Source organism: Tsukamurella sp. 1534 (genome assembly GCF_000312385.1).
Lineage (GTDB): Bacteria > Actinomycetota > Actinomycetes > Mycobacteriales > Mycobacteriaceae > Tsukamurella.
Window position 1 is genome coordinate 1,306,649 of record NZ_HE997626.1, and the last position, 25,555, is coordinate 1,332,203.

The window sequence follows — 25,555 nt, forward strand, 5'->3', positions numbered from 1 at the left end:
TCGATGATGAGGCGTGCGTCGCTGTTCGCCGCGCTGGGCGCGGCGGCCCTGGTCCTGACGGGCTGCGGCACGGCCGATCCCGGGGGCGACGGGGCGGCACCGTCGGGCACCGTGACGATCACCCAGGTCAAGGGCGTCACCGAGTTCCCCGTGGGCCCCACCCGGATCGTGGCCAACGGCTACTCGATCGACAACCTGCTCGCGCTCGGCATCAAGCCCACCGCCGTCGTCGAGGGCCAGGTGCCGCTGCCGGCGCCGTGGCACGGGAACAGGCTCGACGGGGTGCCGATCATCCGGATGCCCGATAAGCAGACGGTGCCGGTCGAGGAGGTCGCGAAGTACCGGCCCGAGCTGTTCGTGGGCGACAACTTCGTGGTGAACACCAACTACGACAGGCTCGCGCCGATCACGAAGGTGCTCGGCGGCATCGAGAAGGACGGCACCGCGTCGGCGTGGGACACGCAGTTGGACGCGCTGGGCAGAATCCTCGGCAAGGAGGGTGAGGCGGCGAAGGTGCTCGCCGACGACAAGGCGAACATCGACCGGGTCCGCCAGCGGCATCCCGGGCTGCAGGGGAAATCGGCGGTCGTGGCGCAGTACCTCGCGTCGTCGAACTCGTTCAACCTGGTCGCGCAGCCGGCGGACGCGACCAACCGGTTCTTCGCCGAGCTGGGCATGGCGCTGCCGAAGTCGATCCGGGAGAACCCCGCGTTCTCGAGCGACACCGGCATGCAGGGCGGGCGCACCCCCGTCTCGCTCGAGCAGCTGCCGACGATCGGCGCCAACCTCATGGCCATCTACCCCAACGGCGCCACCGACGCCGACCTCGCGAAGCTGGGCGGCTACTCCGGCCTCCCCCAGGTGCGCGGCGGCACGACGATGGTCTCGGACCTGCACACGATCGTCTCGATGAACCAGCCCACGTCGCTGAGCCGCGCGTGGATCCTGGAGCGCCTGGAGCCGCTGCTGGCGAAGGTGGAGACCCAGCCGGCGGTGCCGTGACGGGCTAGACCCGGGCGGGTTCCTGTTCCAGCTCGCGACCGTAGCGGGCGGCGAGCCACGCGCACATCATGAGCTGGATCTGGTGGAAGATCATCAGCGGCAGCACGAGCAGGCCCACGGGCTGCCCGGCGAACAGGACCGCGGCCATCGGCAGGCCCGTGGCCATGGACTTCTTGGTGCCGCAGAACTGGATCGCGATCATGTCGGCGCGGTCGAACCCGAGCCGCTCGGCCGAGAACCGGGTGAGCCACAGCATGAACAGCACCAGCAGCACGGACAGCACGATGAGCTGGACGACGCCCACCCACGACACCTGGCTCCAGATGTGCTCTCGCATGCCGGCGGAGAACGCGGCGTAGACCACGAGCACGATCGATCCGCGGTCCACGTACTTCAGCGCCGCCGCGTGCCTGGTCACGAACTCCGCGATCCACGGCCGCAGCAGCTGGCCCAGCAGGAACGGCAGAAGGAGCTGCAGGCACAGGTCCACGATCGAGCTGCTGTGGAACTGCACCTCGCCGGTGGTGGCCATGAGCGCGAGCACCAGCAGCGGCGTGACGAACACGCCCAGCAGGTTGGAGACGGACGCGCTGACGATCGCCCCGGGCACGTTGCCGCCCGCGATCGACGTGAACGCGATCGACGACTGCACGGTGGACGGCAGCAGCGTCATGAACAGCACGCCCGCGTACAGGCTGGGCATGAGCAGGGCCTCGGGCAGGAACTGCAGCAGCACGCCGATGATCGGGAACACGACGAACGTGAAGCCCAGGATCACGGCGTGCAGGCGCCAGTGCTTGAGGCCGGCGATCGCCTCGCGCGGGTGGATCCGCGCGCCGTAGAGGAAGAACAGGATCGCGATCGCGACGGTGACGGCACCGTCGACCACGGGCACCGCGCCGCCCTCGGCCGGGAACAGGGCCGCGACGCCGACGGCCGCGAAGATCGCGACGATGAAGCCGTCGATGGACAGCTTGTCGAGGAGCTTCTTCATCGCGCTACGCGGGGTGCGCCTCGTGGTCGCACATGCCCTTGAGGGCGCAGGCGCCGCATCCGCCGGTCACGCCGCAGTCGGAGGCCGGGTCCGACGGTGCGCCGTCTGCGCCGCCCGACGGTGCGCCGTCCTCGCTGCAGCAGGTTGCCTGGGGCATCTGCAGGCGGGCCTGGATGGACGCGGCCCGCGCACCCTGCAGCGCGCCGAAGCCCGCGAGGAAGACGCCGGCGACGGCGACCACCGCGACGATCACGTAGGACCAGGGGCCGTCGATCGCGAGCGCGGCGAGCGCTCCCCCGCCGAAGATCACGCCGGCCGCGATGAGGCCCGGGCCGGCCACGCGGTTGGCGGTGCGCCACAGCAGCGGATCGGAGAGGGTCTGTTCGGTGCGTACTCCGACGACGCCGTTCTCCGGCAGGCGACCGGTGAACGCCGCCACGCCCACCGCGATCGCGGCGACGGCGGCCAGAGCGAGGATCAGAACCAGCACGAACACCCGTCCAGTCTAGGGACCCGCGCAAATCGGGCGCGCACCCGCCGCCGGTGGGCTGCGCCGGGGCGGCGCGGGGCCGAGCGGGGGAATCGGTGCACGGGGATTTAGGCTGGTGGGGTGACCCAGAACGTTGAACAGACCGCTTCCGCCAGCCCCGCCCACCGGTACACGGCGGAGCTCGCGGGCGCCATCGAGCAGCGGTGGCGCGACGAGTGGCGCGAGAAGGGCGTCTTCAACGCCCCGAACCCCGTCGGGCCCCTCCAGGGCGACGGTCCGCTCCCCGCCGAGAAGCTGTTCATCCTGGACATGTTCCCGTACCCGTCGAGTGCCGGCCTGCACGTGGGACACCCGCTGGGCTACATCGCGACGGACGTGTACGCCCGGTACCACCGGATGAACGGCGCCAACGTGCTGCACACGATGGGCTTCGACGCGTTCGGCCTGCCGGCCGAGCAGTACGCGGTGCAGACCGGCACGCATCCGCGGGTGACCACCGAGAAGAACGTGGCCCGCTACCTGGAGCAGATCAGCAGCCTGGGTCTGGCGCACGACGAGCGCCGCCGCGTGTCCACCACGGACCCGGAGTTCTACCACTGGACCCAGTGGATCTTCCTGCAGATCTACAACGCCTGGTACGACGCCGCCCAGGACCGCGCCCGGCCCATCGCCGAGCTGGAGGCCGAGTTCGATTCGGGCGCACGCGCCCTGGACGACGGCCGGGACTGGAACGCGCTGAGCCGGGCCGAGAAGAACGCGGTACTGGACGGCTTCCGCCTGGTGTACGAGAGCAATTCGCTGGTCAACTGGTGCCCGGGCCTGGGCACGGTGCTGGCCAACGAGGAGGTCACCGCGGACGGCCGGAGCGAGCGCGGCAACTTCCCGGTGTTCCGGAAGCAGCTGCGGCAGTGGATGATGCGGATCACCGCGTACAGCGACCGGCTGATCGACGATCTGGACCTGCTGGACTGGCCGGAGAAGGTCAAGGCCATGCAGCGCAACTGGATCGGCCGCAGTTACGGTGCGCGCGTGCGCTTCCCGTCGGGCGACCGGACGATCGAGGTGTTCACCACCCGCCAGGACACGCTGTTCGGCGCCACCTACATGGTGCTCAGCCCCGAGCATCCGCTGGTGGACGACCTGACCGCGGCGGCCTGGCCCGAGGGCACCGACCCGCGGTGGACCGGCGGCGCCGCGACGCCCGCGGAGGCGGTCGCGCAGTACCGCGCGTCGATCGCCGCGAAGTCCGATCTGGAGCGCCAGGAGAGCAAGGAGAAGACCGGCGTCTTCCTGGGCAGCACCGCGGTGAACCCGGTCGACGGCCGCGAGATCCCGCTGTTCATCGGCGATTACGTCCTCATGGGCTACGGCACGGGCGCCATCATGGCGGTGCCCGGCCACGACGTGCGCGACCACGAGTTCGCGACGGAGTTCGGTCTGCCCCTCATCGAGGTGATCGGCAGTGAGGCCGGGGTGCAGGACGAGGCGTACGTCGGCGACGGGCCGGCGGTGAACTCGGCCAACGCCGAGGTGGACATCAACGGCATGGCCGTCGCCGACGCCAAGCGGACCATCACCGCGTACCTGGAGCGCACCGGCGCCGGCGAGGGCACCGTCCAGTACAAGCTGCGCGACTGGCTGTTCGCGCGGCAGCGGTACTGGGGCGAGCCCTTCCCCATCGTCTTCGACGCCGACGGTGCGCCGCACGCACTTCCGGACGCGGATCTGCCCGTGCTGCTGCCCGAGGTGGACGACTACGCGCCCGTCTCGTTCGACCCGGACGACGCGGATTCGCAGCCCTCTCCCCCGCTGGCGAAGGCCTCCGACTGGCTGCACCTGGACCTGGATCTGGGCGACGGCCTGCAGGACTACACCCGCGACGCCAACGTGATGCCGCAGTGGGCCGGCAGCTCCTGGTACCAGCTGCGCTACGTGGACCCGACGAACTCGGAGACGTTCTGCGCCAAGGAGAACGAGGCGTACTGGATGGGCCCGCGGCCGGAGCGCAACGGGGCGAAGGACCCGGGCGGCGTGGACCTGTACGTGGGCGGCGTGGAGCATGCGGTGCTGCACCTGCTGTACGCCCGGTTCTGGCACAAGGTGCTGTTCGACCTGGGGTACGTCACCTCCCGCGAGCCGTACCGGAAGCTGTTCAACCAGGGCATGATCCAGGCCTACGCGTACACCGACGCGCGCGGGGTGTACGTGCAGGCCGACGAGGTGGTCGAGCGTGACGGCAGGTACTTCCTGGGCGATCAGGAGGTCAACCGCGAGTACGGCAAGATGGGCAAGTCCCTGAAGAACTCGGTCGCGCCCGACGACATCGCCCGGGACTACGGTGCCGACACGCTGCGCGTGTACGAGATGTCGATGGGCCCGCTGGACCAGGACCGCCCGTGGGCCACCAAGGACGTGGTGGGTGCGCAGCGGTTCCTGCAGCGCGCCTGGCGCGCGGTGATCGATGAGGAGACGGGTGCGGTCCGGGTGACCGACGAGACGCCGTCGGACGAGTCGATGCGGGTGCTGCACAAGACGATCGCGGGTGTGCGTGAGGACTACGCGGAGATGCGGGACAACACCGCGATCGCGAAGCTCATCGAGCTCACCAACCACCTGACCAAGGCCTACCCCGGCGGCGCCCCGCGGGCGTTGGCCGAGCCGCTGGCGCTCATGCTGGCACCGGTGGCGCCGCATGTCGCCGAGGAGCTGTGGAACCGCCTGGGCCACGAGGGATCCCTCGCCCACGGGCCGTTCCCGCAGCCGGAGAACCAGTGGCTGGTGGAGGACACCGTCGAGATCCCGGTGCAGGTGAAGGGCAAGGTCCGCGCGCGGATCACGGTGGGGGCGGACGCCTCCGACGAGGCGCTCGAGGCCGCGGCGTTGGCGGACCCGAAGATCGCCGAGTTGCTCGACGGCGCACCGCGCAAGGTGATCGTGGTGTCCGGCAAGCTGGTCAACATCGTTCCGTAGCCGAGGAGGCCCGCCGTGATCGGATCCGTCGCCGAGGAAGCGACCGAGGAGCGGCGGAGCCTGCTCGCGCTGATCGAGGGGCTGAGCGCGGAGCAGTGGCTCGCGCCCAGCCTGTGCGACGGCTGGCGGGTGCGCGACGTGGTGGCGCACCATGTCGGGTACGACGTGCTCTCGGGACGGGAGACGGTGCGGCGCATGGCCGCCGGCCGTTCCCATCCGGGTGGCCCGAACGGGATGCTCATCGACGAGATGGCGCCGCTGAGTACCGACGAGCTCGTGGAGATGGTGCGGAACCACCTGCGCCCGACGGGGCTGACCACCGGCTTCGGTTGCCGGATCGCGTTGCTGGACTGCATGGTCCACCAGCAGGACATCCGCAGGCCGTTGGGCCTGCCGAGGACGATTCCCGCGGAACGGATCCGGCCCGCGCTGAACTTCGCCGTCTGGGCGCCGCCGATCCGCGGGGCGGTGCGGGGCAGGGGAGTGCGCCTGGTGGCGGACGACCTCGACTGGGCGTTCGGGCGCGGTGACGAGGTGCGCGGGCCCGCGGAGGCGGTGCTGCTCGCGATGGCCGGGCGACCGGCGGCCCTGTCCGACCTCCGCGGCCCGGGCCTGGACCGCCTCACCCGGAACCTCGGGGCCTGACGGGGGCCGCCGCCAGCTGGGTGGAGGTGGCTGCGGTCTCCGCCGGTGGGCTGAAGGTTCTGCTGGGCGCTTGAGGCGGGGTCGTCGGCGGCTCGAAGCCCGTTCGAATGACGTTCGATATCGTTATCAAATCGTGATGATACGAGCGAAGATCAGGCGTAGGATGGAGTCATCCACCGGGGGGGGTGATGGCGATGACCAGCAGCTATGTCGATCCGTACGTCGCGGCGATCGAATCGCTCGAACACGCCGTCGGCGCGGCGTTGCAGGAGGATCCCGCGCGGTTGACCCCGGGCGAACTGACGGAGGCGCTCGGGCGGATCGAGGCGGTGTCCCGGCGGCTCGCCGCGGTACAGATCGCCGTCGCGGCGGCCGCGAACGATGCCGGAGTGCCGGGGCAGCTGGGCTACTGCAATCTGAAGCTCCTGCTCCAGAGGCACTTCCGGCTCACCGGCGGAGAGGCGGCCGCCAGGGTCCGCGGGGTGCAGAATCGGGCCGCGCGTCCGCAGCCGAGCGGCGCGGTGTGCCCGCCGCGGCACCCGTTGCTCGCGCAGGAGCAGCGAGCGGGCGCGGTATCGGAAGCGCAGGTCGCCGAGATCGAGAAGGTGCTGTCGAAGGCCCGCCGATCCGGCGCGGACGCCGAGGTCCTTGCGCTCATGGAGTCGATCCTGGTCGACGCGGCGGAGGACGCGGATCCACTCGCGCTCTGGCGGGCGGGGCGGCACGCGCTGTCGCTGCTGGACGCCCAGGGCGAGGAGCCCGACGACCGGCGCGCGCGGGCCAGGCGCGGGCTCGATCTCGGCAAGCAGGACGACGAGGACCTCACTTCCGAGTTCGGCGGGGTGATCACCGCGCCGCTCAGGGCTCTCCTGGAAGCGGTGTTCGCCAAGGGCGCCCGGCGGGGAATCAACAACCCCGCGGACGGCGAGGAGCGGCTGACCGGGGACGAGTCCGACGATGCGCTGCGGGCCGATGCCGCCGCCCGCGACGATCGCTCCGCGGCGCAGCGCCGGCACGACGCGCTGGTCGCGGTTCTGTCCGGCGCACTCGACGCGGGAATCACGGGCACGCACCGCGGCCTGCCCGCGATCCCGATCGTGACCATGACGCTCGCTCAGGTCGAGTCGGAGGTCGGCGTGGCCACCACCGCGACCGGCGGATCGATCTCGGTGCCGGACGCGATGGAGATCCTCAGGACCCACCCGTACTACGTGCTGCTGCTGTCCGCCTCGTCGCGCCCGCTCTGGCTCGGCCGGTCCCGGCGCCTCGCGAGCCCCGACCAGCGTCTGGCCCTCCTCGGATCCGAGCGCGGATGCTCGGCGCCCGGGTGCGACGGCCCGGGCGCGCACTGCGAGGTGCACCACCGCGACGAGTGGGCCGCAGGCGGCGCCACCGATATCGAGAACCTCACGCTCGCCTGTTCGGCCGACCACCACAGCCTGGATCGTCCACCGCCCGGCGCGGCCGTCGGAACGCCGGGCTGGACGACCTCCGCGGCGCCGCCCGGGGACCGGTATGCGGGGCGCACGGTGTGGACGCGCGGGCGGAGTCCCGGCGCCGTCAATCACCAGCACCATCCGGACGAGCTGTACGAGGAGGCCGTGCGCCGCTGGCGGCGTCGCCGCGACGAGGAACTCGACCGTCTCCGCGAGGCCCACGCCCACGAGGCGGCGTGAGCTGCCATGATCGACCAGCGATACCCGCGACGATTCCATGGGGAGGGCCGGCGATGCGGCTGATCGACGACGCGGAGCGGCGCGCCCGCCTCGCACGGCGGCACGCGCTCGCGCCGGGCCACCGGGTGGGCACGGTGGCGGAGGGCATCCGCTCGGTGGTGGCCCTGCACGCCACGGAACCCGCCACGCCGTACCTGTCGCTGCACGCCCGGATCGACGGCTTCGCCCGCGCGGCCTACGAGGAGGAGCTGTGGGAGAGGCGTTCGCACGCCAAGCAACTCGCGATGCGCCGCACCATGTTCGTCTTCCCGCGTGCCTTGTTGGGCGCGGCGCTCGGTGCACCGTCGAGCAGGGTCGCCGCGCAGGAGCACGCCAAGGTGGTAAAGGACGCCGAGGCGGGTGGCATCGCGCCGGACGGCCCCGCATGGATGGAGACCGCCCGCGCCGCGGTGCTCGAGAGGCTCGCCGGGGGAGCGGAACTGGGCGCCGCGGAGCTCCGGGAGACGGTGCCCGAGCTGGCGGGCCGGGTCACCCTGTTCGAGGGTAAGAAGTACGGCGGCGACATGCATCTCGCGCCCCGCGTCCTCACGTGGCTGGGCGCGCGAGGCGATCTTGTGCGGGCCCGGAACGCGGGGCACTGGCGCGTGAACCGCAACCTGTGGGCCCGCGGCGACGAGTGGTTCGGCGCCCCGATCGCGCCGCTGGACCCGCAGCAGGGCTACGCCGCCCTGCTGCGGGAGTACCTGCGCGCCTTCGGGCCCGCCACGGAGACGGACGTCGTGTGGTGGTTCGGCGCGACCAAGTCCGCGATGCGCGCGGCCCTGCGGGACGTGGCCGCGGTCGAGGTGGAACTCGAACGCGGGCAGACGGGCTGGGTCCTCCCGGACGACGTGGATCCCGTGCCGCCGGTCGAGCCCTGGGCAGCTCTGCTGCCCGCGCTCGATCCCACGCCCATGGGCTGGAAGGAGCGCGACTTCTACCTCGACCGCGCGTTCGCGCCGGAGATCTACGACCGGGCGGGTAACGCCGGGACCACCGCGTGGTGGGACGGCCGGATCGTGGGCGCGTACATCCAGGACGATGCGGGCGACGTGGGCCTCGTGCTGCGCCCGGGAACGCCCGTTGCGGCGAGAAGGGCGCTCGCGAAGGAGGCTCAGCGGCTGGGGGAGTGGCTCGACGGCGAGCGGGTCAACTCGCTCTACAAATCGCCGATCACCCTGCGCGACACCTGATTCTCAGCGCACCACCGCGATCGCCAGGCCGTCCCAGCCCTTGATCCCCACGGTCTGCAACGCGGTGGCGTCGAGGCGCGGATCGGTACCCAAGCGCTCGAGGGCGGCACGCGTACCGTCGGCGTCGGGCCCCTCCTCGTCGAGCCGGCGCACCACGTTGTCGAGGACGATCACCGTGCCGGGCTCGCTGAGGCGCAGCGCCCAGTCCAGGTACTGTCGGTTGTTCGCCTTGTCCGCGTCGATGAACACGAGGCCGAACGGCCCGGTGACGAACGGCAGGGTGTCGAGCGCGGGTCCGACCTCGATCCGGACGCGGTCGCCGAGCCCCGCCTCGTCGAGGCTGGCCCGCGCCACCGCCGCGTGCTCGGGGGAGAACTCCAGCGTGGTCACCGATCCCTCGGGCCCGACGCCCCGCGCCAGCCAGGCGGTGCTGTACCCGCCGAGCGTGCCGATCTCCAGCACCCGGCTCGCCCCCGCGATCGTCGTGAGCAGGTACAGCAGCTTGCCCTGGGTGGCCGAGACGGCGATGTCGGGAAGGCCGCCTTCGGCCTGCGCGTCCCGGATCGGCGTCAGCTCGGCGGCATCCGGGAGGACGGTGCGCTCCAGGTAGCCGTCCGTCCGGGACCACTTCTCGGTGTTCGCGTCGTCGGTGCTCACACCGCCACGCTACGCCCGGGATCGGGTCCGCGGGGACGTGAAGGTCAGCGGGGACGCAGGACGATCTCGGTGGGGTGCGCGTCGGCAGGGGTGCGTACGGCCTGCGCCACGGCCGCGGCCACGGTCTCGGGGCGCAGGAGCCCCTCGGGCGCGTACCTCCGCCCCTCGGCCTCGAAGATGCCCTCCTGCATCCGGGTGTCGATGCGCCCGGGGAAGACGCTGGTGACCCGCAGGTCCGGCTCCTCCGCCCGCAGTGCCTCGGCGAACGCGGTGAGCCCGAACTTGCTGGCGGCGTACGCGCTCCAGCCGGGGTTGGCGCGTTTGCCGGCGCCCGAGTTGATGAGCACGACGTGCCCCGAGGCGGCGCGCAGGGCGGGCAGCAGGGCCTTCGTCAGCTCCACCACGGCGAGGACGTTGACCTCGAACATCGTCCGCCATTCCGCGGCGGGGGTGTCCTCGATCCGGCCGATGGCGGCGACGCCGGCGTTGTGCACCACCACGTCGAGCCGGTCGATCTCGGAGGCGGCGCGGGCCACGGCGTCGTGGTCGGTGACGTCGACGGCGAAGGTGCGGGCTCCCAGCTCGGACGCCAGCGCGTCGAGCGCGGGGGAGGGGCGGCCGCCGAGCAGCAGGTCGTGCGTGGGCGCCAGCTGCCGGGCGATCTGTTCGCCGAGTCCGCGGGAGGCACCGGTGACGAGGGCGATCGGGCGATCGGTCATGGCCCCACGGTAGCGAACCCGTACTATCCCGGAGCGGCGGCTCTAGGCTGTCCCCGAGACCGAGGAGGTGACCCGATGTCGCGCCAGCGCTGGCCTGCACGAAGGGAATCACCCACACGGCTCATAGCGGCAGGTTTCGGCACGGTCCTGCTGCTCGGGACCGCGCTCCTCATGGCGCCCGTCTCCTCCGCCGAGAGCACCGCGACGGGCTTCGTCCCCGCCCTCTTCACCGCGACGTCGGCGATCAGCGTCACCGGGCTCGCCGTCGTGGACACCGCGCAACACTGGTCGGTGTTCGGGCAGCTCGTGATCCTCGGCCTCATTCAGATCGGCGGCCTCGGCGTCATGACGCTGGCATCGCTGCTCGGCCTCGTCGTCGCCCGCCGCCTGGGCCTGCGGATGCAGATGGTGGCGCAGACCGAGACCCGCACCCCGACGCTCGGCGGCGGGCGGACCGTGGTGCTGCGGGTGGTGACGATCAGCCTCTCTGTGGAGGCCGCGGTCGCGGTGATCCTGGGGCTCCGGTTCTGGCTGCACTACGACGAGAGCGCCGGGCGCGCGGCCTATCTCGGGATCTTCCACGCCGTCTCCTCGTACAACAACGCCGGTTTCGCGCTGTTCTCCGACAACCTGATGGGCTTCGCCGGCGATGCGCTCATCCTCGGCCCCCTGGCGTTCGCGCTCATCGTGGGCGGGCTCGGCCTGCCCGTGATCCTCGAGGTGCTGCGCGCGCTGGCCCGCGCCCGCACGCGCACCGGCGCCCCGCGGCGCTTCACACTGCACACCAAGCTCACGCTGAGCACCTACTTCGCGCTCCTGGCGGTCGGCGTCGCCGCGATCACCGCCACGGAATGGGCCAACCCCGCCACGCTCGGCCCCATGGACGTGTGGTCGAAGCTGGTGGCGGGCACGTTCTCCGGGATCTCGCCCCGTACCGCGGGTTTCAACGCCGTGGACATCGGCGGCATGCACACGCAGTCGCTGCTGGTGACCGACGTGCTCATGTTCATCGGCGGCGGCAGCGCCGGTACCGCGGGCGGCATCAAGGTCACGACGTTCGCGCTGCTCGCGTTCGTCATCTACAGCGAGGTCCGCGGCGAGCCCAACGTGCACATCCTGGGCCGGAAGATCGCCGCCGACGTGCAGCGGCAGGCGATCACCGTGGCGCTCATGGGCGTCGGTGCCGTCATGGCGTCGACGCTGGCGCTGCAGTACCTCACCCCGTTCCGGCTCGACGATGTGCTGATGGAGTCGATCTCGGCGTTCGCCACCGTCGGGCTGAGCACCGGCATCACCCCGAAGCTGCCCGCCGCCGCGCAACTGATCCTGGTGCTGCTCATGTTCATCGGGCGTCTGGGCCCGATCACCTTGGCCTCGGCGCTCGCGCTCCGCGAGCGCTCCCGCAGGTTCGACCGACCGGAGGAGCGACCGATCATTGGCTAGGAAACAGGTATACGACACGGCCCGCGTCGCGGTGCTCGGACTGGGGCGCTTCGGCGCCGCCCTCGCCGGCGAGCTCGTGGAGCAGGGCACCGAGGTTCTGGGCGTGGACGCCGATCGCGCCGCGGTGCAGCAGAACTCCGACATCCTCACCGCGTCGGCGGTGGCCGACACCTCCGACATCGAGGCGCTCAGGCAGCTGGGCATCGACGCCTTCGAACACGTGGTGGTGGCGATCGGCGCCGATCTGGAGGCGAGCATCCTCACCACCTCGCTGCTGGTGGACCTCGGCGTCCCGGACATCTGGGCGAAAGCGACCACCGCCCAGCAGCAGCGGATCCTGGAGCGCATCGGCGCCCACCACGTGATCCTGCCCGAACAGGAGATGGGCGTGCGGGTGGCGCACCTGGTGAGCGACCAGCGGCTCCTCGACTACGTGAAGTTCGAGGAGGGCTACGTCATGGCGAAGACCCGCGCGCCGCAGTCGGTGGTCGGGGTCCCGTTGGGGCAGAGCGGCCTTCGCGCCAAGTACAAGATCACCGTGGTGGCGATCAAGCGCGGCAACGGCGAGTTCACCTCCGCGGGGCTGGATTCGGTGATCGAGCCGGGCGACCTGCTGCTCGTCGCCGGGCGCCAGCAGGCCGTCGAGGAGTTCGCCGAGCTGTCCTGACCGGGCGCCCCGTCGACCGCGGAACGGTCGGGTGCGGAACGGTCGGGTGCGGAACGGTCGGGCGCGGAAACGACGGACGGGCCCACGGGAACGGGCCCACGAGAACGGGTCCGCCCCGCCGGGACGTCGTGTCCCTGCGGGGCGGCCCGGCCGTGTCCGGAAGGCTTAGAACTCCTCGCCCACGAGGTCGGCGCCCTCGGGCACCGTCGGCGACTCCGCGGCCTTGTCGCGCACCTGGGTGAGCACGACGCCGGCGATCACGCAGCACAGCGCGCCGACGTAGAACGGGGCGGCGGGGCTGCCGAGCCAGTTCGCGATGTGCGCCACCAGGGTCGCGGCCAGCGCGCCGCCCAGCCAGCGGAGGAAGTTGTAGCCGGCGCTCGCCACGGGGCGCGGCGCGTCGGCGATGGACATCGCGGTGCCGGTGAACAGGGTGTTGAGCACTCCCGACGGGATGCCGGAGAGCACCACGACAGCCACCACGATGCCCACGCTCTCGTGCCCGATCGCGGCGATGAGCAGGAGCACGCCGTACGCCAGGACCGCGGTGATCGCGCCCCGGCGCTCGCCCAGGGTGGCCGCGACCTTGGGCGCCAGCCACACGCCGCTCACGGCCACCAGCAGGCCCCAGCCGACGAACACCGCGCCCACGAAGTACGGGCTCTTGTGCAGCACGAACGGCGACCAGGCGAGCACCGTGAAGAAGGCGGCGGTGTAGAAGGCCGAGCCCAGGCCGGTGAGGAACAGGCCGCGCTGGCGCAGGGCGCGCAGCGGCGCCAGGGGCGAGACGGTGCCCTCCACGGCGCGCTTGCGCTTCGCCTCCGCGGCATCGGGCTTGAGCATGGTGGCGCACAGGACGGCGCCGATCGCCATGAGCGTGGCGGTGCCGGCGAACGGGCCGCGCCAGGAGATGTCACCGAGGATGGCGCCGAGCAGCGGTCCCACCGCGAGACCCACGCCGAGCGCGGCCTCGTAGAGCAGGATGGCGCCCTGCTGGCCGCCGGTGGCGGCGGAGACGATCACGGCGAGCGCGGTCGCGATGAACAGCGCGTTGCCCAGGCCCCACACGGCGCGCCAGGCCACCAGCTCGCCGATGGAGCCGGCCAGCGCGCACGCGCCGGAGGCGATCACGATGAGCAGCAGGCCCGCGATCACCGTGCGCTTCGCGCCGAACATCGAGGTGAACCAGCCGATGAAGAGCATGGCGACCACCTGGACGCCGAGGTACGAGGAGAACAGCAGGGTGGTCTGGCTCGGGGTCGCGTCGAGGCCCTTGGCGATCGACTCCAGGATGGGGTCGACCAGGCCGATGCCCATGAACGCGATCACCGCGGCGAAGGCCGTGACCCACACCGCCTTCGGCTGATGGGACAGGGTGTCACGCAGACTCGGGTGTTGGTGGTCCGACTGCGAGGGTGCGGCGGTGGTCGTCACGTGCAGGCTCCTCTCGAATTACTACGAGAGTCTAACTATTAGGGGAGGCACGGATCAAGCGGCTGTGACACATTCCTCAGCGGACCGGCAGCTCAGACGTCGTCGCGGTACAGCTCCAGCAGCTTGTCCAGGGCGGGCACGGCGGCCTGCAGGTGCGCGCGGTCCTCGTCGGTCAGCTGGGTCAGGTATCCGGCGAGCAGGGCGTTGCGCGCCTCGATGAGCTCCGATGTGAGCTTCTGCCCGTACTCCGACAGCTGCACCACCACCGCGCGGCCGTCGTCGGGGTCCGGGCTGCGCTGCGCGAGCCCGAGCCGCTCCAGGCCGTCCACCGCGCTCGTCGCGGAGGGCAACCGGATCCGCAGGAACCGCGCCAGTTCACCCATCCGCACGGGTCCGAGTCGCAGCAGGCTCTGCAGCGCCGCCTGCTGTGCCGGCGTCAGATCGGGCCCCGGGGTGTTCCGTTTCACCAGGTAGTGCAGCTGGAGCAGGGGCGAGCGCAGGTGCGCGGCGAGGTCGGCGATGGCACCGTCGGACGTCGGGGTCGACGGTGCGCCGGAGAGTTCGGACGCGGGGGCCATGGGTCGATAGTAGGCGGTGAACGGCCGGTGCCGGGCCACCCGGAGGTGGGCCCGGCACCGTCGAACCACGAAAACCGAAGGGGCCCTTACGAGCCGACCTTCCCACCCTTCTTCCAGACCGCAACAACGGAGGGGCGCGGCTCGGACGATCCGCCGTCCGGCCAGTGCGAGGACGGCTTCTCGGCGTCCGCGTCGTCCGTCTCGCCCGGGTGCTGCACGGCCACCAGCACGCGGTCCTCGGTGACGACGGGGCCGCACGTCTCGGCGCCGAAGGGCACGGTGAGGAACTGCTTGGTGAGGCCGCGGTCCTTACCCTCGAGGACGACGCCGAACAGGCCGTCGTTGCTGTCGAAGGTGTCGTTCGTGCCGTCGGTGGAGATCCACAGGTTGCCCTGCGCATCGAAGGTCACGTTGTCGGGGCAGCTGATCCGCGAGACCTTGGTCTTGTCGAAGCCGCCGTAGTAGGTGTCGGCGGCCGCGGGATCGCCGCACACCAGCAGCAGGTCCCAGGAGAACGAGGTGCCGGTGTGATCGTCGGTGATCTCCAGGAGCTGGCCGCTCTTGTTCTTCACGCGCGGGTTCGCCGTGTCGATGCCCGGCTGGCCCTCCTTGACGCCGCGGTCGCTGTTGTTGGTCAGCGCGCAGTAGATCTTGCCGGTCTTGGGGTTCGGCTGGATGTCCTCGGGGCGGTCCATCTTGGTGGCGCCCACCTTGTCACCCGCGACGCGGGTCCACAGCGCGACGTTCTCCGCCGGCATCCCGTCGACGTGCGACTCCGCGGAACCGTCGGCCTTGGTGGTGAGCAACGGGATCCAGGTGCCGGTGCCCTTGTACCCGCCCTCGGGCACCTTGCCGTTCTCCACGGCCGCGCCCTCGAACTTCGCGACGTACAGGGTGCCCTCGTCGAGGATCCGCATGTTCGCCTCCGTGGCGGCGGCGCCCTTGCCCTGCTGGATCTTCCGCGACGAGACGAACTTGTAGATGTACTCGAACTTGGAGTCGTCGCCGCAGTAGGTGACCACGTCACCGGTCTGGGTGACGAAGATGTTGCCGCCCTCGCGCTTCATCCGGCCCACCGCGGAGTGCTTGACCGGGGTCGACTTCGGGTCGTGCGGGTTGATCTCCACGAGGTACCCGAACCGGTTGATCTCGTTGGGCTCCTTGGACAGGTCGAACCGGTCCTCGAACTTCATCCAGTGGTGGTTGTCCTCGTCCTTGCCCACGCCGTAGCGCTTCCAGCCCTCGGCGAGGCCGTCCAGCGGAGGCTTCTCGGTGCCGGAGAAGTAGTTGGTGTAGTTCTCCTCGCCGGAGATCACGGTGCCCCACGGAGTCACGCCGCCGGAGCAGTTGGCGATGGTGCCCAGCACCCGGTTGCCCGCCGGATCGGCCGCGGTCTTCGTGAAGAAGGTGCCTGCGGCCGGGCCGCGCAGCTCGAACGGGGTGGTGGCGGTGATCCGGCGGTTGTACTCGCCGAGCACGGGAGTCAGCTTGCCCGAACCGTTCTCGCCCTTGACCTCGACCACCGAGAGGCCGTGCGCGGCCATCTCCACGCGCACCTGGTTCTCGGTGGGGTCGCCCTCCTTGTAGCCCTTGAACATGTGCTCGCCGGTCGTGTACTCCTGGTTGCACACCAGGAGGAAGGCGTTCGGCTTCCCGTCGATCGGGAGCAGCTCGGTGAAGTCGTTGTTGTAACCGAACTGCTTCTCCTGCGCCTCCGGCGTCTGGTTGTCGAAGTCGAACTCGGGGGCGCCCGGCACCACCGGATCGCCCCAGCGGATGACCACGGCCTGCTCGTAGCCCTCGGGCACCGTCACCGCGTCGGTCTTGTTGGGCGCCACTGCCTGGAAGTTCAGGCCGGGTGCGTTCACGTTCTCCGACGGTGCGCCGCCCGCCGCGCCCGCCGCGCCCGACGCGGCCGAGGACGACGAGCCGGCGGAGCCGCTGCCCGAGTCACCGCACGCCGCGAGCGCCGACGCGGCACCCGCGCCGATCACCGCGATGCCCGCGCCGCGGAGCACGGTGCGGCGCGTGATGTCACCGAAGTACTCGTTGTCCGACTGGTTGTCGTGCTCGCGGAAGCACTGGTTGCCGCACTTGTACTTGCAGGTGGTGTGCGAGCGGGCCGACTTTCCGTCGTGGTCGGCCAACAGACGCAGGTTGAGACGCATGGTGCTCCCTCGGGCTGAACGGGGGTGGGCTGAGCTGATCGCCGTCAATGTAGAAGTGCAACGTGATCAGCAGGCAACGCCTCGGTGAACGCGGGGAGCGGATGTGTCAGACGGTCGCGGGGGTTCCCGCGTCCTTGAGCCTGCGGTTGCGCAGGACGCTGGAGATCAGAGCCGACACGATGAACACGATGCCGATGAGGCCCGTCACCACTTCCGGGACCGGAGTTCCGATGGAGTACAACAGGATCACCGCGAGCGCACCGATCGCCCAGTGCGCGCCGTGTTCGAGGTACACGTAGTCCGAGAGCGTGCCCTGACGCACCAGGTACACCGTGATCGACCGGACGAACATGGCGCCGATGAGGCCCAGGCCCAGCGCGATGATGATCGGGTCCGCGGTGATCGCGAACGCGCCGATGACCCCGTCGAACGAGAACGACGCGTCGAGCACCTCGAGGTACATGAACAGGAAGAAGCCTGCCTTACCGCTCGCCTTGGCGAGCTCCGACGGTCCGCCGCCGCCCGGCACCTCGGCGGTGCCCTCGAGATCGGCGATCTCGCCGTCCTCCTCGACGTGGAACATCTCGCCGAGGCCGTTGACCAGCAGGTAGGTCACGAGGCCCAGCAGCCCGGCCACGAGAACCGTGGTCTGCTCCCCGTCGTGGGCGATGAACATCGCCGTGTACAGCAGCGCGCAGGCGGCGATGATCACCGAGAGCTGGTCCAGGCGGCCGATCCGCTCCAGAGGTTTCTCGATCCAGCTGAGCCAGGTGATGCTCTTGTCGGCGAACACGAAGTCGAGGAACAGCATGAGAAGGAACATCCCGCCGAACGCCGCGATCTGCGGGTGCGCCGCGGTCACCAGCTCCTCGTAGGTGGGGGAGCCGTCGGTGGGCGGGTTCAGCGCCAGCTGCAGCGCGTGCGCCGGATCGAGGCCCGCGGTGATCCACACGATGGCCAGCGGGAACAGCAGCCGCATGCCCACCACCGCGATGAGGATGCCCACCGTGAGGAACATGGTCTGCCAGAACTGGCTCATCCTGCCGAGGATCGTCGCGTTGATCACCGCGTTGTCGAACGACAGGCTGACCTCCAGCACGCCGAGGATCGCCGTGAGGATCAGCGCCTGGGGGCCGCCGTAGAGGAACGCCGCGATCAGCGACAGCACCGTCACGACGATGGAGACTCCGAAAGTCCGCAGGAACACGGGGGCCTTTCTCTGGGGTGGTGCCGCTCAGCGCGGCGCTCGTTCGCCCATCGAACCTACGCCCCACCGTGCCGCGCCGCCGCATAAGCCCACGACGAGTCCGGTTTCCGGTCACCTCCCCAGGTGGCGGTCGGCGAAGGCGTCGAGGGCGTCCTCGGTGCCCCGATACGGCTCGTCGGGGCGGGGCCAGTGCAGGATCACGTCGGTGAAGCCGAGCTCGGCGGCGCGTCCCACCGCATCGTCCGCCGCGTCCGGCGAGCTGAGGCTGTAGGTGCCGCCCGAGTCGATCGAGAGGTACCGGTCCACGGCGCCGCGGTCGCGGCCGACCGCGTCGAGCGCGTCGTCCAGCCGGCTCGAGAGCTCCGCCACCCTCGACCACCAGGCCTCGCCACCGTCACCGTCGGGCCCGGTGGTCGCCCAGCCCTGCCCCAGCTCCGCCACGAGCCGAACCCCCTTGGGGCCGTTGGCCGCCAACACGAACGGCATACGCGGGGACTGCGCGGGTTCGCCCACCATCCGGGCGTCCACGGCGCGGTACCGCGGACCGTCGAAGGAGATGGGGCCGTTCTGCTCGAACCGCAGCAGCACGTCGAGGTCCCGCGTGAACTCCTCGAAGCGCTCGTGCCTTTCGCGCGGCGTGAGCGGATCCTGCCCCAGCACGTAGGCGTCGAAACCGGTACCGCCCGAGCCGATGCCCAGCAGGAACCGCCCGCCCGCGATCTCGTCCACCCCCGCCAGGTCCTTCGCGAACGGAACCGGATGCCGGTAATTGGGCGACGTGACGAAGGTTCCCAGCCGGATCGACTCCGTCGCGGTGGCGGCGGCCGTGAGCTGCGGGATCGTCGCCGTCCACGGCTGATCCGCCAGCGTGCGCCAGGACAGGTGGTCGTACGTCCAGGCGTGATCGAAGCCGAGTTCCTCGGCCTTGCGCCAGCGCCGGCGCGCCTCCGGCCACGGGTACTGGGGAAGGATCACGACACCGAATTTCACGTAGCCAGCCTACGGACCTTGCGCGTTTGCGGCGTACGATCACCTGCTTGGTCCTAGGGTTTGCTCGTTCGGTCCTACAGGGCCACGCTTCCTTGAAGGGATACAACCTCATGTCCACACCGGCACCCGCCGCCGCGCCGCAATCCGGCGTCCGCGAGTTCACGACTCGCGCAGTGATCCTCGGCGCCGTGATCACCCTGGTCTTCACCGCGGCCAACGCGTACCTCGGCCTCAAGGTGGGCCTCACGTTCGCCACGTCGATCCCCGCCGCCGTCATCTCGATGGCGCTGCTGCGCTACTTCGCGAACCACTCCATCGTCGAGAACAACATCGTGCAGACGATCGCCTCGGCGGCCGGCACGCTGTCCGCGATCGTGTTCATCCTCCCCGGCCTCGTGATGATCGGCTGGTGGAGCGGATTCCCGTACTGGACCACCACCCTCGTCTGCCTGGTGGGCGGCGTGCTCGGCGTCATGTACTCGATCCCGTTGCGCCGCGCCCTGGTCACGGGGTCCGATCTACCGTTCCCCGAGGGTGTCGCCGCCGCCGAGGTGCTCAAGGTGGGCGACACCGCCGAGGGCGCGCAGGAGAACAAGCGCGGCCTGCGGCTGATCCTGCTCGGCTCGTTCGCGGCCGCGGCCTACGCGCTGCTCGGGAAGATGAAGGTCGTCGCCGAGGGGCTCTCCACCACCTTCCGGGTGGGCAACGGCGGCACCATGTTCGTGCCCGGCCTCTCCTTCGCGCTCATCGGCGTGGGCCACCTCGTGGGCGTCACCGTGGGTTTCGCGATGATCGTGGGCCTCGTCATCTCCTACTTCGTGCTCCTGCCGATGTGGACCGCGGGCGAGCTGCCCGACACCGGCGACATCGCCGACGCCGTCTCCGGCGTGTTCGCCACCGAGATCCGGCTGATCGGCGCCGGCGCGATCGCCGTGGCCGCCATCTGGACGCTCATCAAGATCCTGGGCCCGGTGCTGCGCGGCATCGCCGACTCCATCGCCTCCTCGCGCAAGCGGCGCGACGGCGAGATCGTCGACATCACCGAGCGCGACATCCCGTTCCCCATCGTCGCGGCCGTCGTGCTGGTGTCGATGGTGCCGATCGGCGTGCTGCTGTGGCTGTTCACCTCCGGGACCGCGCTCGACGGTGGCGCGGGCGGGATCATCACGCTCAGCCTCGTGTTCATCCTGGTGCTCGGCCTCGTCGTGGCCTCGGTCTGCGGCTACATGGCCGGCCTGATCGGCGCCTCGAACAGCCCCGTCTCCGGCGTCGGCATTCTCGTCGTGCTCGCCGCCGCGCTGCTCATCCGCGTGGTGTGGGGGCCGGCGCAGGGCGACACCGCCACCGCGCTCGTCGCGTACACGCTGTTCACCGCCGCGATCATCTTCTCCATCGCCACGATCTCCAACGACAACCTCCAGGACCTCAAGACCGGCCAGCTGGTGGGCGCGACCCCGTGGAAGCAGCAGGTGGCCCTGGTGCTCGGTGTGGCGTTCGGCTCGGCCATCATCCCGCCGGTGCTCGACCTGCTGCAGAGCGGCTTCGGCTTCGCCGGCGCGCCCGGCGCGGGCGAGAACGCCCTCGCCGCGCCGCAGGCCTCGCTGCTCGCGAAGCTGTCCGAGGGCGTGTTCGGCGGCGACCTCGACTGGGGGCTCATCGGCCTCGGCGCCATCATCGGCGCGGTGGTCATCGTGATCGACGAGGTGCTCTCCCGCACCTCGAAGTTCCGCCTGCCGCCGCTGGCCGTGGGCATGGGCATGTACCTGCCCATGAGCGTCACGCTGATGATCCCCGTCGGCGCCCTCATCGGCTGGTACTACAACCGCTGGGCCGAGAAGTCGTCCGACGCCGAGGGCCGCAAGCGCCTCGGCACCCTGCTGGCCACCGGCCTCATCGTGGGCGAGTCGATCTTCGGCGTGATCTACGCGGGCATCGTCGTGGCCACCGGCAAGGACGAGCCGCTCGCCCTGCCGTTCATCGGCGAGGGCTACCTGCACTGGGGCGAGGCGCTGGGCGTCGTCGTCTTCGCGGGGATCCTGGCCGTGCTGTACCTGCGGACGAAGAAGATCGCCGCCACGGAGGCCTAACACCGGCGTCGGACCGCCGCGGGAACGATTCCCGCGGCGGTCCGCTGTTCCCGCGATCACCATGGGGATCGCGGGAACAGCCGGGGATCGCGGGAAGCGCCGCGAGCAGTCAGTCCTCAGTCAACCGCTCGATCTCGGCGCGGCGCGACTCCTTCGCGAATGCCACGTATCCGGGGTCGGCGTCGTCGGAGAACTCCTCGCCCGCCAGAATCTGCGCGGCGACGTTGACCAGGTACCTCTTCTCGATCATCACTCTGCGAACGAGGATGTCGATGTCGCCAGGGTTCCGGAGTGAAGGGTCCTCGATCACCGCGGTCAAGGCATCGCGGTAGTCGGCGAGAGCGTTCTTCGTGCTGCGCAGCGCGTCGCCGAGGATGCGGTGGGGCAGAAGCGTCTCGATCACGGAACGACTGAGGGTCAGATCAGTCCAGGCGTCCTCGAACGCGGCGGCCCGGACCTCCGTCGGTGTGGTGCCGGCTTCATGGGCACGGCGCACAGGTCGTGATTTGTTCACGAATTGCTGCAGCTTCTGCGCGAAGTCGACGAGGGCGGCCCGGCGCTCGGCGGTCAGGGCGGTGAAACGCTCCTGCTGCGCGAGCCGCTCCTGCGTCGTGAGCTTCTGGCTCTCGATTCGGATGTTCGCGCGGGCCTGCACCATCCCGGCCAGCACGGTCATCATCGAGCCCAGCGCGGTCGCGCCCGCGGTCACCAGGGCGACGGACAACGGATTCATGCATCGTCACACTACGTGAGTGGCACCACGGGACACCGATTCCCGCGACAGCGAACTGTTCCCGCGATCACCATGGAGATCGCGGGAACAGCCGGGGATCGCGGGAAGCGTCGCGGGAGAAGTCGGTGATCGCGGGAGCAGTCGGGGATCGCGGGAAGGGCCGCAGCAGCGGCGGTCAGAAGTCGAAGCCGCCGAAGTCGAAGCCGCCGCCCGCGTCCCCGAAGTCTCCACCACCGAAGTCTCCGCCACCGAAGTCCCCGCCGGCGTCTCCGCCCGCGTCGCCACCGTCGAAGCCGCCGTCCGCGCCGGCACCGTCGGCCATGACGGCTGGACCGACACCGGCCATACCGGCGAACAGCGAGCTGAACAGCAGGTAGCTGCCCACGCCCCAGGCGCCGGCCACGAGCGCGGGCTTCCACCACGGCTCGCTGTACCAGCCCGCGGGCACCGGGCGGCCCGCGACCATGCCGCCGGGGTAGTAGTTCGGGGTGCGGTCCGACGGCGCCGGAGACGCGGCGATCTCGCGACCCTCCACCTCGACGGAACGGTCCTCCCCGACGGTGCCGGCGGCGCGCTGGCCGTCGAGCTCGGGGATCGCCGGCCCGGGATCCATGTCCATGGCGACCCGGGCGGCGCGCGTGTAGTAGAGGCCCTCGATCGCGGTCTGCTTGGCCAACCCCGCCTGCGCGGGCGTGGTGGCCTGGGCGATCTGCGAACCGGCGGCGTTGTAGCGCTCCCCGGCGTCGGCCAGGGCCTGTTGCGCGGCCTCGTTGGAGCCGACGAGGTTGTTCACCTGGCCGGAGAGGCGCTCGATGGCGGCGCGGGCGTCGGCCTGGGCGTCGGCGAGGGCCTCGGCCTTGGCGCGGCGGCCCCGCGAAACGCTCACGACGACCAGCGCGACGACCGCGATCAGGACGATGACGAGCAGGAATTCCATGACCCGACGCTACCGACGGAGCGTGGCCGCATGCTTACAGGAGACTGAAGAAACCGGACTTTCCGCCCAGGGTGAAAGGCTGTCGCCGCCGCGCGTCGGACGGCGGACGACGCAGCAGGCCCGCCACCACCAGGGTGACGGGCCTGCGAGGACCGGATGCGGACTAGTCCGCGCCGATGATGAACTCCTCGAGCTGGGCGCGCGCGACATCGTCGGCGATCTGCTCCGGCGGGGACTTCATCAGGTACGCCGAGGCGGGGATCACGGGGCCGCCGATGCCGCGGTCCTTGGCGATCTTCGCGGCGCGCACGGCGTCGATGATGATGCCGGCCGAGTTGGGGGAGTCCCACACCTCGAGCTTGTACTCCAGGTTCAGCGGTACATCGCCGAAGGCGCGGCCTTCGAGGCGGACGTACGCCCACTTGCGGTCGTCGAGCCACTCCACGTAGTCCGACGGGCCGATGTGCACGTTGCGGTCCTGGACCTTGCCGGCCAGCGAGCCGCGCAGGTTCGAGGTGACGGCCTGGGTCTTGGAGACCTTCTTCGACTCCAGGCGCTCGCGCTCGAGCATGTTCTTGAAGTCCATGTTGCCGCCGACGTTGAGCTGGTAGGTGCGGTCCAGCACCACGCCGCGATCCTCGAACAGCTTCGCCATCACGCGGTGCGTGATGGTCGCGCCGACCTGCGACTTGATGTCGTCGCCGACGATCGGGACGCCCGCGTCGCGGAACTTCGCGGCCCACTCCGGGTCGGAGGCGATGAACACGGGCAGCGCGTTGACGAAGGCCACGCCCGCGTCGATGGCGCACTGCGCGTAGAACTTGTCGGCCTCCTCGGAGCCCACCGGCAGGTAGGAGACGAGGACGTCGACCTCGTTGTCCTTGAGCTGCTGGACCACGTCGACGCCCTCACCCGGCGCCTCCTCGATGGTCATCTTGTAGTACTTGCCCAGGCCGTCGAGGGTGTGGCCGCGCTGGACGGTGACCCCGGTGGGGGGCACGTCGGCGATCTTGATGGTGTTGTTCTCGGAGGCGTTGATGGCGTCCGAGAGGTCGAAGCCGACCTTCTTGCCGTCCACGTCGAACGCGGCGACGAACTCGACGTCGCGCACGTGGTACGGGCCGAACTTGACGTGCATGAGGCCCGGGACCTCGGCATCGTCGGCCACGTCCTTGTAGTAGTGGACGCCCTGCACGAGCGACGAGGCGCAGTTGCCCACGCCGACGATCGCAACGCGCACCGTGGTGGAGTTGTCAGTCACCGTTCTTCCCTTCTGTCGGTGTGAGTCGGTCGGCGCCGGGCCGATCCTGGATTTCGGAGCGGGATTCCGCGGCGATCAGCTCGTTGAGCCACTTCACCTCGCGCTCCGTCGTTTCAAGTCCCAGCTCGTGCAACTGCCGCGTGTACGTCTCGCTGACGCCCCCGGCCGCGAGGGCCCGACGGAGCTCCTCCCGCCGCTCCTCGACCTGCCGGCGGCGACCCTCGAGGATGCGCAGCCGGGCGTGGGCGGGAGTGGCGGTGAAGAAGGCGAGATGTACGCCGAACCCGTCGTCCGTGTAGTTCTGCGGGCCCGTATCGGCGACCAGATCGGAGAACCGATCGTGGCCGGCGGGGGTCAGCTTGTACACACGGCGTGCGCGGCGCTTCCGAGTGGTCGCAACGGGGCCCGGCGCGGCTTCTTCCGCGATGTATCCGGCGTCCTGCGCGCGGCGCAGGGCGGGGTACAGCGAACCGTAGGAGAACGCGCGGAACGGACCCAGCAGTTCCGTCAGCCGTTTGCGGATCTCATAGCCGTGCATCGGGGAGTCGTGCAGCAACCCGAGAACTGCCAGTTCGAGCACCGCACCTCCCTTCGTTCCGGCGACGAGCCGCGGCGCGGCTGACGCGAGTGGATCTATCTACTGAATCGATCGACAGTTGTATCGAGCCGATATATACGACGATACCCCAGTGGCGTGATCGGGCTCGCATCGTGGCCGCCGGGCCGCCGGGCCACCACGGATCGTCGTCGTTGCGATCGTGAGCCGTGCGAAGGGCGGTATGCCCTTGTCGAGGCGATGAGGCGCCCGGCCACGTACATTGGATCCGTGCGGACGCAGAGGCAAACGGTGGACTACGCGCTGCGGCGGCGATCGCTGCTCGCGTCGGTCAACGCCGGGCGCACGGCGGTCCAGTCGGTGTGCGACGCGGACCCCTATCTCCTGCGGGCGGCCAAATTCCACGGCCGCCCGTCGGACGTGCTGTGCCCGATCTGCCGCAAGGAGCAGCTCACACTGGTCTCCTGGGTGTTCGGGGAATCCCTGGGCACGGCGAACGGGTCGGCGCGGACCGAGGCCGAATTGTCCGAGCTCGAATCCGCACGGGTGGAGTTCTCCGTGCATGTCGTGGAAGTCTGCAGGTCGTGCAACTGGAATCATCTGGTCCAGTCGTACGTCGCCGGGCTGCCGCCGCGGCCCAAGCGCAAGAGACGCGCGGCGCCCGGATGACCGGGGCGGGGCACGGCCCCGCGCGGAGAACGAAGATCGACACGGAAGACGAGCGGAGAGACCAGCGGTGACGAACCCGGGTGGCACGGACGAGCGGAACGGGGCGGGCGGACCGTCGCACCCCGAGGGCGGCGCGTCCCAGCCCCGGCCTCCCCAGCGGCCGGTGCCCCCGCCCGCGGCACCTACGGCGCAGTTCCCCGTCGTGCCGCCGCAGGGCGGCCCCGGATCCCAGCCGCCGCAGCGCCCGCAGCCCCCGTCGGGCGCGAACCCGGGCGGCGCACCGTCGGGTCAGGGCAACCCCGGCCCGTCGGGCCAGGGCGGCCCCGCCGGACCCGCGCAGGGCGGCGCCCTCGCCGGCACCGCCCGCTCGGCCTACCAGCCGCTGTCGGGGCGCCCTGTCGCGGACGACGAGCTGGCCGCCGAGGCCGATCGCTCCGCGG

At 70.6% G+C, this 25,555-nt stretch carries 22 protein-coding genes and 1 pseudogene; 10 read left to right on the forward strand and 13 right to left on the reverse strand.

Going from position 1 to position 25,555, the window contains the following annotated elements:
- Positions 1-3 precede the first annotated feature (3 nt).
- Positions 4-1,002: an ABC transporter substrate-binding protein gene (locus BN39_RS06370; protein WP_019201534.1), complete on the forward strand. Its 999-nt coding sequence runs from the start codon at positions 4-6 to the stop codon at positions 1,000-1,002.
- 4 nt (positions 1,003-1,006) lie between these two features.
- Here the strand turns inward: BN39_RS06370 and BN39_RS06375 are convergent, their stop codons facing one another.
- Together BN39_RS06375 and BN39_RS06380 are read right to left on the reverse strand one after the other, a co-directional pair.
- A complete protein-coding gene (locus tag BN39_RS06375; protein WP_019201535.1) occupies positions 1,007-1,996 on the reverse strand; it encodes a bile acid:sodium symporter family protein in 990 nt (329 codons plus the stop codon).
- A 4-nt stretch (positions 1,997-2,000) separates the two neighbouring features.
- Entirely contained in the window at positions 2,001-2,492 is a 492-nt protein-coding gene (locus tag BN39_RS06380; protein ID WP_019201536.1) for an SdpI family protein, read from the reverse strand.
- 114 nt (positions 2,493-2,606) lie between these two features.
- Here BN39_RS06380 and leuS point away from each other — a divergent pair, with 114 nt between their 5' ends.
- From leuS to BN39_RS06400, 4 genes are all read left to right on the forward strand, one after another.
- Positions 2,607-5,456, forward strand: coding sequence for a leucine--tRNA ligase (gene leuS, locus BN39_RS06385; RefSeq protein ID WP_019201537.1), 2,850 nt, complete (start codon positions 2,607-2,609; stop codon positions 5,454-5,456).
- An 18-nt stretch (positions 5,457-5,474) separates the two neighbouring features.
- Complete coding sequence (locus BN39_RS06390) at positions 5,475-6,101, forward strand: maleylpyruvate isomerase family mycothiol-dependent enzyme (RefSeq protein WP_051158968.1); 627 nt, start codon at positions 5,475-5,477, stop codon at positions 6,099-6,101.
- Positions 6,102-6,295: 194 nt separating this feature from the next.
- A complete protein-coding gene (locus tag BN39_RS06395; RefSeq protein ID WP_040766721.1) occupies positions 6,296-7,777 on the forward strand; it encodes an HNH endonuclease signature motif containing protein in 1,482 nt (493 codons plus the stop codon).
- A gap of 53 nt (positions 7,778-7,830) precedes the next feature.
- Positions 7,831-9,009, forward strand: coding sequence for a winged helix DNA-binding domain-containing protein (locus BN39_RS06400; RefSeq protein ID WP_019201540.1), 1,179 nt, complete (start codon positions 7,831-7,833; stop codon positions 9,007-9,009).
- 3 nt (positions 9,010-9,012) lie between these two features.
- On the opposite strand, the gene BN39_RS06405 is transcribed toward BN39_RS06400, so the two are convergent.
- On the reverse strand, positions 9,013-9,666 hold the full coding sequence (locus tag BN39_RS06405) for an O-methyltransferase (RefSeq protein ID WP_019201541.1): 654 nt from the start codon (positions 9,664-9,666) through the stop codon (positions 9,013-9,015).
- A 44-nt stretch (positions 9,667-9,710) separates the two neighbouring features.
- Positions 9,711-10,385 (reverse strand): SDR family oxidoreductase, encoded by a 675-nt coding sequence (locus BN39_RS06410; protein ID WP_019201542.1) that lies wholly within the window; start codon positions 10,383-10,385, stop codon positions 9,711-9,713.
- Positions 10,386-10,460: 75 nt separating this feature from the next.
- On the opposite strand from BN39_RS06410, the gene BN39_RS06415 reads away from it, so the two are divergent.
- Together BN39_RS06415 and BN39_RS06420 are read left to right on the forward strand one after the other, a co-directional pair.
- Entirely contained in the window at positions 10,461-11,828 is a 1,368-nt protein-coding gene (locus BN39_RS06415; RefSeq protein ID WP_040765936.1) for a TrkH family potassium uptake protein, read from the forward strand.
- Positions 11,821-12,495: a TrkA family potassium uptake protein gene (locus tag BN39_RS06420; protein ID WP_192814837.1), complete on the forward strand. Its 675-nt coding sequence runs from the start codon at positions 11,821-11,823 to the stop codon at positions 12,493-12,495. The genes BN39_RS06415 and BN39_RS06420 overlap by 8 nt, the downstream gene beginning before the upstream one ends.
- A 165-nt stretch (positions 12,496-12,660) precedes the next feature.
- On the opposite strand, the gene BN39_RS06425 is transcribed toward BN39_RS06420, so the two are convergent.
- From BN39_RS06425 to BN39_RS06445, 5 genes are all read right to left on the reverse strand, one after another.
- The gene (locus BN39_RS06425; RefSeq protein ID WP_019201545.1) at positions 12,661-13,929 is read right to left on the reverse strand and encodes an MFS transporter; all 1,269 of its coding nucleotides are present in this window, start codon (positions 13,927-13,929) and stop codon (positions 12,661-12,663) included.
- Positions 13,930-14,021: 92 nt separating this feature from the next.
- Positions 14,022-14,507, reverse strand: coding sequence for a MarR family winged helix-turn-helix transcriptional regulator (locus BN39_RS06430; RefSeq protein WP_019201546.1), 486 nt, complete (start codon positions 14,505-14,507; stop codon positions 14,022-14,024).
- 86 nt (positions 14,508-14,593) lie between these two features.
- On the reverse strand, positions 14,594-16,675 hold the full coding sequence (locus BN39_RS06435; RefSeq protein ID WP_019201547.1) for a PhoX family phosphatase: 2,082 nt from the start codon (positions 16,673-16,675) through the stop codon (positions 14,594-14,596).
- Positions 16,676-16,781: 106 nt separating this feature from the next.
- Positions 16,782-17,882 (reverse strand): DUF475 domain-containing protein, encoded by a 1,101-nt coding sequence (locus BN39_RS06440; RefSeq protein WP_019201548.1) that lies wholly within the window; start codon positions 17,880-17,882, stop codon positions 16,782-16,784.
- 111 nt (positions 17,883-17,993) lie between these two features.
- Positions 17,994-18,872 (reverse strand): LLM class flavin-dependent oxidoreductase, encoded by an 879-nt coding sequence (locus BN39_RS06445; RefSeq protein ID WP_019201549.1) that lies wholly within the window; start codon positions 18,870-18,872, stop codon positions 17,994-17,996.
- A gap of 110 nt (positions 18,873-18,982) precedes the next feature.
- Here BN39_RS06445 and BN39_RS06450 point away from each other — a divergent pair, with 110 nt between their 5' ends.
- The gene (locus BN39_RS06450; protein ID WP_019201550.1) at positions 18,983-20,959 is read left to right on the forward strand and encodes an OPT family oligopeptide transporter; all 1,977 of its coding nucleotides are present in this window, start codon (positions 18,983-18,985) and stop codon (positions 20,957-20,959) included.
- Between the two features lie 109 nt (positions 20,960-21,068).
- Here the strand turns inward: BN39_RS06450 and BN39_RS06455 are convergent, their stop codons facing one another.
- From BN39_RS06455 to BN39_RS06470, 4 genes are all read right to left on the reverse strand, one after another.
- Entirely contained in the window at positions 21,069-21,635 is a 567-nt protein-coding gene (locus BN39_RS06455; protein WP_148281430.1) for a hypothetical protein, read from the reverse strand.
- Positions 21,636-21,867: 232 nt separating this feature from the next.
- Positions 21,868-22,629 carry a hypothetical protein gene (locus BN39_RS06460; protein WP_019201552.1) on the reverse strand — a complete coding sequence of 254 codons (762 nt, stop codon included), beginning with the start codon at positions 22,627-22,629 and terminating at the stop codon, positions 21,868-21,870.
- Between the two features lie 163 nt (positions 22,630-22,792).
- A complete protein-coding gene (locus BN39_RS06465; protein ID WP_019201553.1) occupies positions 22,793-23,890 on the reverse strand; it encodes an inositol-3-phosphate synthase in 1,098 nt (365 codons plus the stop codon).
- A complete protein-coding gene (locus BN39_RS06470; RefSeq protein ID WP_019201554.1) occupies positions 23,883-24,470 on the reverse strand; it encodes a PadR family transcriptional regulator in 588 nt (195 codons plus the stop codon). The genes BN39_RS06465 and BN39_RS06470 overlap by 8 nt, the downstream gene beginning before the upstream one ends.
- Positions 24,471-24,686: 216 nt before the next feature.
- Between BN39_RS06470 and BN39_RS06475 the strand changes: the two genes are divergently transcribed.
- A complete protein-coding gene (locus BN39_RS06475; protein ID WP_051158838.1) occupies positions 24,687-25,115 on the forward strand; it encodes a DUF5318 family protein in 429 nt (142 codons plus the stop codon).
- Between the two features lie 67 nt (positions 25,116-25,182).
- Positions 25,183-25,555 (forward strand): annotated as a pseudogene (locus BN39_RS23435) (penicillin-binding protein); the annotation flags it as partial.

Excerpts from the sequence above, each read along its gene's own strand:
- BN39_RS06370 (WP_019201534.1), top strand. The coding sequence starts at position 4 with ATGATGAGGCGTGCGTCGCTGTTCGCCGCGCTGGGCGCGGCGGCCCTG.
- BN39_RS06435 (WP_019201547.1), bottom strand. The coding sequence starts at position 16,675 with ATGCGTCTCAACCTGCGTCTGTTGGCCGACCACGACGGAAAGTCGGCC.
- BN39_RS06395 (WP_040766721.1), top strand. The coding sequence starts at position 6,296 with ATGACCAGCAGCTATGTCGATCCGTACGTCGCGGCGATCGAATCGCTC.
- BN39_RS06415 (WP_040765936.1), top strand. The coding sequence starts at position 10,461 with ATGTCGCGCCAGCGCTGGCCTGCACGAAGGGAATCACCCACACGGCTC.
- BN39_RS06430 (WP_019201546.1), bottom strand. The coding sequence starts at position 14,507 with ATGGCCCCCGCGTCCGAACTCTCCGGCGCACCGTCGACCCCGACGTCC.
- BN39_RS06410 (WP_019201542.1), bottom strand. The coding sequence starts at position 10,385 with ATGACCGATCGCCCGATCGCCCTCGTCACCGGTGCCTCCCGCGGACTC.
- BN39_RS06450 (WP_019201550.1), top strand. The coding sequence starts at position 18,983 with ATGTCCACACCGGCACCCGCCGCCGCGCCGCAATCCGGCGTCCGCGAG.
- BN39_RS06460 (WP_019201552.1), bottom strand. The coding sequence starts at position 22,629 with ATGGAATTCCTGCTCGTCATCGTCCTGATCGCGGTCGTCGCGCTGGTC.
- BN39_RS06400 (WP_019201540.1), top strand. The coding sequence starts at position 7,831 with ATGCGGCTGATCGACGACGCGGAGCGGCGCGCCCGCCTCGCACGGCGG.
- BN39_RS06475 (WP_051158838.1), top strand. The coding sequence starts at position 24,687 with ATGAGGCGCCCGGCCACGTACATTGGATCCGTGCGGACGCAGAGGCAA.
- BN39_RS06455 (WP_148281430.1), bottom strand. The coding sequence starts at position 21,635 with ATGACCGTGCTGGCCGGGATGGTGCAGGCCCGCGCGAACATCCGAATC.
- BN39_RS06375 (WP_019201535.1), bottom strand. The coding sequence starts at position 1,996 with ATGAAGAAGCTCCTCGACAAGCTGTCCATCGACGGCTTCATCGTCGCG.